General features: G+C 64.2%; 8 protein-coding genes and 1 pseudogene. All 9 read left to right on the forward strand.

The features are described 5' to 3' along the window. Positions 1–123: pseudogene (locus tag Q0693_RS06650) on the forward strand (ABC transporter permease); the annotation flags it as partial. A gap of 54 nt (positions 124–177) precedes the next feature. Further along, the gene (locus tag Q0693_RS06655; RefSeq protein ID WP_243029543.1) at positions 178–987 is read left to right on the forward strand and encodes a cyclase family protein; all 810 of its coding nucleotides are present in this window, start codon (positions 178–180) and stop codon (positions 985–987) included. Continuing rightward, positions 981–1,529: a peroxidase-related enzyme gene (locus tag Q0693_RS06660; protein ID WP_298630158.1), complete on the forward strand. Its 549-nt coding sequence runs from the start codon at positions 981–983 to the stop codon at positions 1,527–1,529. Before Q0693_RS06655 ends, Q0693_RS06660 begins: the two co-directional genes overlap by 7 nt. Further along, entirely contained in the window at positions 1,526–2,299 is a 774-nt protein-coding gene (locus Q0693_RS06665; RefSeq protein WP_243029545.1) for an ABC transporter ATP-binding protein, read from the forward strand. The genes Q0693_RS06660 and Q0693_RS06665 overlap by 4 nt, the downstream gene beginning before the upstream one ends. Beyond that, the gene (locus tag Q0693_RS06670) at positions 2,286–3,059 is read left to right on the forward strand and encodes an ABC transporter permease (protein ID WP_298630164.1); all 774 of its coding nucleotides are present in this window, start codon (positions 2,286–2,288) and stop codon (positions 3,057–3,059) included. Before Q0693_RS06665 ends, Q0693_RS06670 begins: the two co-directional genes overlap by 14 nt. A gap of 13 nt (positions 3,060–3,072) precedes the next feature. After that, entirely contained in the window at positions 3,073–4,083 is a 1,011-nt protein-coding gene (locus Q0693_RS06675) for an ABC transporter substrate-binding protein (protein ID WP_298630166.1), read from the forward strand. A gap of 23 nt (positions 4,084–4,106) precedes the next feature. Then, the gene (locus Q0693_RS06680) at positions 4,107–5,063 is read left to right on the forward strand and encodes a TRAP transporter substrate-binding protein (protein ID WP_243028848.1); all 957 of its coding nucleotides are present in this window, start codon (positions 4,107–4,109) and stop codon (positions 5,061–5,063) included. Beyond that, complete coding sequence (locus Q0693_RS06685) at positions 5,060–5,545, forward strand: TRAP transporter small permease (RefSeq protein ID WP_298630168.1); 486 nt, start codon at positions 5,060–5,062, stop codon at positions 5,543–5,545. Before Q0693_RS06680 ends, Q0693_RS06685 begins: the two co-directional genes overlap by 4 nt. Then, a partial coding sequence (locus Q0693_RS06690) for a TRAP transporter large permease subunit (protein ID WP_298630170.1) occupies positions 5,524–6,481 on the forward strand: 958 nt, incomplete at its 3' end. The genes Q0693_RS06685 and Q0693_RS06690, both read left to right, overlap by 22 nt.

The following is a 6,481-nucleotide window of genomic DNA, read 5'->3' on the forward strand; positions in this document are numbered from 1 at the left end:
CAGGGCTTCCTCCCCCTTTCCCCATACCCCGCCCTGGTCCCGGGAGTGGCCCTATCCTTGGCCGTCTTGGGCTTTAACCTCCTCGGGGATGGGCTTCGTGACCGCCTTGATCCCCGGCGTTAGACACTTGCATACCTTTGCGGGAATGTGGTAGTTTTTGCCCGAAAGGAGGCAAGCATGTGCGCTCCTCTGGTAATGGAGGCGGTGGCGAAGGAGATCTCCCGCAGGGCGCTTTTGGGTGCAGGGCTTGCCCTTCTAGCCAGCCGCTCCCTGGCCCAGGCCCCTGTCCCTGGCCGAGCCTTTAGCCGGGCGGTGGACCTCACCCACGAGCTTTCCCCGGAGATCCCTCTCTTCCCCGGGGCCGAGCCCATGCGCATCACCACCTTGGTCACGGTGCGGCAAAACGGCTACTACGGTAACCGCATTGACCTCTGGGAGCACTCGGGAACCCATATGGATGCCCCCGCCCACTTTGCGGAAGGGGGGCTTACCGCGGAGAAGCTACCCGTGGAGACCCTTATCGCTCCCCTGGCGGTGATCCACATCCACGAGAGGGCCGCCCGGGACCCCGATGCCCAGGTGACCGTGGACGACATCCTGGCCTACGAGCGCCAGCACGGCCGCCTGCCCAAAGGGGCCCTGGTGGCCATGCACTCGGGCTGGGAAGCCCGTTGGCGTGACCCCAAGGCCTTCTTGAACCAAGACGCCGCGGGTACCCTCCACTTCCCCGGCTTCTCCCCGGAGGCAGCTGAGTTCCTGGTGCGACAGCGGGAGATCGTGGGGGTTGGGGTGGATACGCTTTCCTTGGACCACGGTCCCTCCAAGGACTTCAAGGCCCATCTGATCCTCCTGGGCGCAGGGAAATATGGCCTAGAAAACCTGGCCAACCTGGCCCAGGTGCCCCCAGCGGGGGCCCTCATCTTCGTGGGAGCTCCTAAGCACCGGGGGGCCTCGGGTGGCCCGGTGCGGGCGGTGGCGGTATGGTGATCTCCTGGCTTCGGGTTCCTGAGGAGAAGGAGCTTGCCCCGGAGGTACGGGAGCTCTTCGCCCGCTTTCAAGAAAAGATGGGGTTTGTGCCCAACGTGGCCCGGGCCTTTGCCTTAAGCCCACGGTTTCTCCTTTGGTTCCGTTACTACGACGCCCTCATGCGGGGGGAGGGCCTCCTCTCCCGGGAGGAACGGGAGGCCATGGCGGTGGCCATCAGTGGCGAGAACCGGTGCGAGTACTGCGTGGCCAGCCACAAGCGCTATCTAGAGGACCTCACTGGGGACCCCGTCCTTCCTGAGGTCCTGGCCGCCAACCCCCGCCGAGCGGAGATGCCCTCGAGGATGCGGGCCCTCGTTGAACTTGCCCTGAAGATCACCCACGAGCATTACGCCATGACGGAAGGGGATCTGGCCCCCCTTAGGGAAGCAGGCCTAAGCGACGAAGCCATCTTGGAGGCGGTAGAGGTGGCAGCCATGTTCAACTTCACCAACCGGCTCTTGAACGCTCTGGGCATAAAGCCCAACCCCGAATACTACGCATGAGGCTTCTAGAGCTCCGCCAGGTCTCCGTCAGCTTTGGTCCCTATGTGGCTGTGGAAGGGGTGAGCCTGGGCCTTGCCCCTGGGGAGTTCGTGAGCTTAGTGGGCCCCACGGGCTGTGGCAAAAGCACTCTTCTCAACGTGGCAGCAGGACTTCTCGCTCCCAGCGAAGGGGAGGTGCTCCTGAACGGGAAACCCCTTCGGGGGCTTAACCCCGTTGCTGGTTACCTCTTCCAACAGGACGCCATCCTCCCCTGGAAGACGGCCCTAGACAATGTCGCCCTGTCCCTGGTCTTCCGGGGGGTGCCGTGGCGGGAAGCCCGGGAACGGGCCCAAGCCTGGCTGGAGAAAGTGGGCCTGGGCCGCTTTCCCCGCCACTACCCCCACCAGCTTTCCGGGGGGATGCGCAAGCGGGTAGGCCTGGCCCAGGTGCTTATCGCCAATCCCAGACTCCTCCTCATGGACGAGCCCTTTTCCGCTTTGGACGTGCAGACGCGGCAGCTTATGGAAAACGAGCTCCTGAGGCTCTGGCAGGAGGACCGCAAGACGGTGCTCTTCGTCACCCACGACCTCGAGGAGGCCATCGCCCTCGCCGACCGGGTGGTGGTGATGTCGGCGGGGCCCCGCTCCCGGGTCATTGGGGAGTTTCCCATCCCCCTGCCCCGGCCCCGGGATGTGGCGGAAATCCGGCTCACGCCCGAGTTTTTGCGCTTGCACCGGAAGATCTGGGAGCTTTTAAGGGGGGAGGTGATGCGGGCCCATGCGGGGGCTTAGATTAAGGATTTGGCAAGCGGGCCTGCTCCTTTTCCTGCTGGTGTGGTGGGAGTGGGCCTCGAGGACCGGCCGCCTGGACCCCTTCTTCTTCTCAAAACCCTCGGATATTGCTGGAAGGATCTGGCGCTGGCTCAGCACAGGGGAGATCTACCCCCACCTCTACATCACCACCCTGGAGATGGTCTTGGCCTTTTTCTTCGGAACCCTCCTTGGGGTGGTCCTAGGGCTTTGGCTGGCCCTGGCCCCCAGCGTGGCCGCAGTCCTAGACCCTTACATCAAGGCCTTGAACGCCATTCCCCGGGTGGTCCTGGCCCCCATCTTTACCCTCTGGTTCGGCCTGGGGGTGCTCTCCAAGGTGGCCTTGGGCATCACCCTGGTCTTCTTCGTGGCCTTCTTCAACACCTACCAGGGGGTCAAGGAGGTGAGCCCCGTAATCCTACAGAATGCTCGGCTTCTCGGGGCCCGGTCTGGTCATCTTCTTGCCCACGTATACCTCCCGGCCGCAGCCAGCTGGATCTTCTCAAGCCTGAGAACCTCTATTGGCTTCGCGGTGATCGGGGCCGTGGTGGGGGAGTACCTGGGGAGCGCCGCCGGCCTGGGCTACGTCATCGCCCAGGCGGAAGGGGTATTTGACACCACGGGGGTGTTCGCTGGCATGGTGGTGCTGATGGTTTTCGTGCTGGTCTTGGATGCCCTGGTGGGCCAGGTGGAAAAACGGCTGGTCCGCTGGCACCCCAAGGCGGAAGGGATTCAAGGATAAAGGAGGAGGTGGTATGAAAAGGCTTTTTCTCACAGCGCTGGTGAGCTTCCTGGCCCTAGGGATGTCTTTGGCGGAAGCCCAGGCTGCTCCTAAGCGGGTGGTCCTGGGGGTGGGGGGAAAGACGGCGGTGGTCTACCTGCCCCTCACCGTGGTGGAGCGCCTGGGATTCTTTAAGGAGGAGGGCCTGGACGTGGTGATCCAGGACTTGCAGGCGGGCTCGAGGGCCCTCCAGGCCCTGGTGGGAGGGAGCGTGGAGGTGGTGATGGGCTTCTACGACCACACCATCCAGATGCAGGCCCAGGGTCGGGATATCGTGGCCTTCGTTCAGGTGGGGCGGTACCCGGCCATCGTACTGGGGGTGCGCACAGACCTGGCGGACCAGGTCCGGAGCATCGCCGACCTCAAGGGCCGGAAGGTGGGGGTCACGGCCCCGGGTAGCTCCACGCACTTTTTCCTCAACTACCTCCTGGTAAAAAACGGGCTTAAACCCGCAGACGTATCGGTAATCGGCGTCTCCGTGGGAGCCCAGGCCGTAGCTGCCGTGCAGAACCGGCAGGTGGAGGCCCTTTCCAACGTGGAGCCTGCCATCACCCTCTTAGAGGAACGGGGCCTCATCAAGGTGCTGGCGGATACCCGTAGCACCAAGGGTACGCGGGAGGTACTGGGAGGAGAATATCCTGCCGCGGTCCTCTACACCACCCGGGCATGGCTGGAGCGCAACCCCGACACGGCCCAGCGCCTGGTAAACGCCATGGTGCGGGGCCTGAGGTGGATGCAGGGCAAGACCCCTGAGGAAATCGCCGCCGTACTGCCGGAGGAGTATTTCCTGGGCGACCGGGCCCTGTACCTCAAGGTCCTCAAAAACTCCTTGGAAGCCTTCTCGCCCACAGGGCGGTTCAGCGACACCGCTCCCCTACGGCCTCTTACCGTACTTTCCGCTTTTGACCCCAACGTAGCCCGGGCCAAGATCGACCTCAAGCGCACCTACACCAACGAGTTCGTGGACCGGGTGCCCAAGCGCTAGAATGCGATAGGAGGTGCATAGGTATGCGGAGCCTGTTGGTAGGCCTTGTCGTATGGGTAGTAGCGGCCCAAGCCCAGACCTGGAACATGGCCACCCCCTATCCCCCGGCCAACTTCCACACGCAAAACATCCAGCAGTTCGTCAAGGAGGTGGAGGAGGCCACGGGAGGGCGGCTAAAGATCACTGTCCACCCCGGCGGTTCCCTTTTCCCCCATCCCCAGATCCTGCCGGCGGTTAGGAACGGGCAGGTACAGATGGGGGAGGTGCTCATGTCCCTTCTGGCCAATGAAAACCCCCTCTTCAACCTGGACTCCATCCCCTTCGTGGCCACCAGCTACGAGGAGGCGCGCCGGCTCTACCAGGCCCAGCGTCCGGAGGTGGAGAAGTGGCTGGCGCAACGGGGCGTGGTCTTTCTCTACGCGGTGCCCTGGCCACCCCAGGGGCTCTACACCAAACGGCCTGTAAACTCAGGGGCAGATCTGAAAGGCATGCGCTTCCGGGCTTACAACCCGGCCACCGCCCGGCTGGCGGAGCTTCTTGGCATGTCCCCGGTGCAGGTGGAAGCCGCCGACATCCCCCAGGCCTTCGCCACCGGGATCGTGGAAGCCATGATCACCTCCCCGGTAACAGGGGTAGATAGCCAGGCCTGGGACTTCGCCCGCTACTTCTACGACGTGAAGGCCTGGATACCCAAGAACATGGTGGTCATCGGCCGGAGGGCCTTTGAAAGCCTTTCCGCCCAAGACCGGGAAGCCCTGTTGCAGGCGGCCAAGCGGGCAGAGGAGCGGGGCTGGCGGCTGAGCCAGGAGCAGGAGGAAAAGGCCCTGCAGACCCTGGCGAGCCGGGGTCTGCAGGTGGTCAAGCCCTCCCCTGCCCTGCTGGCCGACCTCAAGAAGGTGGGACAGACCATGATCCTGGAGTGGCAAAGGCAGGCCGGGGCCACGGGGGTAAAGGTCTACCGGCAGTACCTGGGGCGATGAGCCTGTTGAGGAAGGTCCTCGAGGGCCTCTTCCGTCTCTCCGAGCTCCTTGCAGCCCTCATGGGGCTCTTCATCCTCCTGGTGATCCTGGCCCAGGTAGCGGGGCGGTACCTGGGCTTCGTGGTGCCCTCGGCCTTGGAGATGGCAGGGTTTGCCACGGCTGGGCTCATCTTCCTGGGCCTGGCCCCCACCCTGAGGGCCGGAGGGCATATCCGGGTGCGGCTTTTGCTGGAGAAGTTGCCGAAGCCGGCAAAGCGGTGGGCGGAGTCCATGGCTCTGGGGCTCGGGTTGCTCGCCACCCTTTACGCCACCTGGCACGCCTGGCTTAGGGTGGGGGAAAGCTACCGCTACGGGGACCTGGCCCCGGGACTCCTTCCCCTACCCCTTTGGCTGCCGCAAAGCTTCCTGGCAGTGGGCTTCACCTTCTTCACCTTAGCCCTCCTGGAGGTGGGTCTGAAAACATGGAAGGGAGGGGAGGGATGAACCTCTTAGGGGAGAGTTTCATCCTGGTGGGCCTTCTCTTGCTTCTCCTAGCCTTGGGCGTCCATGTGGGCCTGACCCTCCTGCTGGTGGGAATGGCTGGGCTGGCTTTTTTTACCTCCGCCCCGGTGGGACCCAACCTGGCCACCGCCCTTTGGACCTCCACCTCGGGTTGGAGCCTAGCCGCCTTACCCCTGTTTGTTTGGATGGGGGAAATCCTCTACCGCTCCCGGCTGGCCCAGGGGCTTTTCCAGGGGCTTAGCCCCCTTCTTTCGCGTCTCCCTGGAGGGCTCCTCCACGTGAACGTGGTGGCCAGCGCCCTCTTTGCCGCCGTCATCGGCTCTTCCGCCGCCACCACCGCCACCGTGGGCCGCTTCACCCTACCGGAGCTGCTGCGCCGCGGCTATCCCAAGCCCCTGGCCCTGGGCTCCCTGGCAGGGGCCGGAACCCTGGGCTTCCTCATCCCTCCCAGCGTCATCATGATTGTCTACGGGGTTATGGCCGAGGTCTCCGTAGCCCGCCTCTTCATGGCGGGGGTGGTACCGGGAGCGGTCCTGACCTTGCTTTTTATGCTTTTGGTAGCCATTTTGGCCCTTCGCCACCGCAAGGAACTTCCCCGGGAGCCCCAAAAACCTCTGGCCCAGGTCCTGGCCGGCCTCCTGGGTGTTTTTCCCGTGCTCTTCCTCATCCTCTTGGTCTTAGGCTCCATCTACCTAGGGGTAGCTACCCCCACGGAAGCAGCGGCCATCGGCGTAGCCGGGTCACTTCTCCTGGCAGGGCTAAACCGCGAACTGTCCCCCAGGATGTTTTGGGAAAGCCTAATGGGGGCCATCCGCACCACCAGCATGATCGGCCTGATCCTGGCGGGGGCGGGGGTCCTGACCCTGGCCATGGGCTTCACCGGCATCCCCCGGGCCCTGGCCGCTTGGGCGGTGGAGG

The organism is uncultured Thermus sp. (genome assembly GCF_938010445.1).
GTDB lineage: Bacteria > Deinococcota > Deinococci > Deinococcales > Thermaceae > Thermus > Thermus altitudinis.

What these genes read in the sequence shown, in the direction of transcription:
- Q0693_RS06655 (WP_243029543.1), top strand. Translation starts at nt 178, where the DNA reads ATGTGCGCTCCTCTGGTAATGGAGGCGGTGGCGAAGGAGATCTCCCGC.
- Q0693_RS06660 (WP_298630158.1), top strand. Translation starts at nt 981, where the DNA reads ATGGTGATCTCCTGGCTTCGGGTTCCTGAGGAGAAGGAGCTTGCCCCG.
- Q0693_RS06665 (WP_243029545.1), top strand. Translation starts at nt 1,526, where the DNA reads ATGAGGCTTCTAGAGCTCCGCCAGGTCTCCGTCAGCTTTGGTCCCTAT.
- Q0693_RS06670 (WP_298630164.1), top strand. Translation starts at nt 2,286, where the DNA reads ATGCGGGGGCTTAGATTAAGGATTTGGCAAGCGGGCCTGCTCCTTTTC.
- Q0693_RS06675 (WP_298630166.1), top strand. Translation starts at nt 3,073, where the DNA reads ATGAAAAGGCTTTTTCTCACAGCGCTGGTGAGCTTCCTGGCCCTAGGG.
- Q0693_RS06680 (WP_243028848.1), top strand. Translation starts at nt 4,107, where the DNA reads ATGCGGAGCCTGTTGGTAGGCCTTGTCGTATGGGTAGTAGCGGCCCAA.
- Q0693_RS06685 (WP_298630168.1), top strand. Translation starts at nt 5,060, where the DNA reads ATGAGCCTGTTGAGGAAGGTCCTCGAGGGCCTCTTCCGTCTCTCCGAG.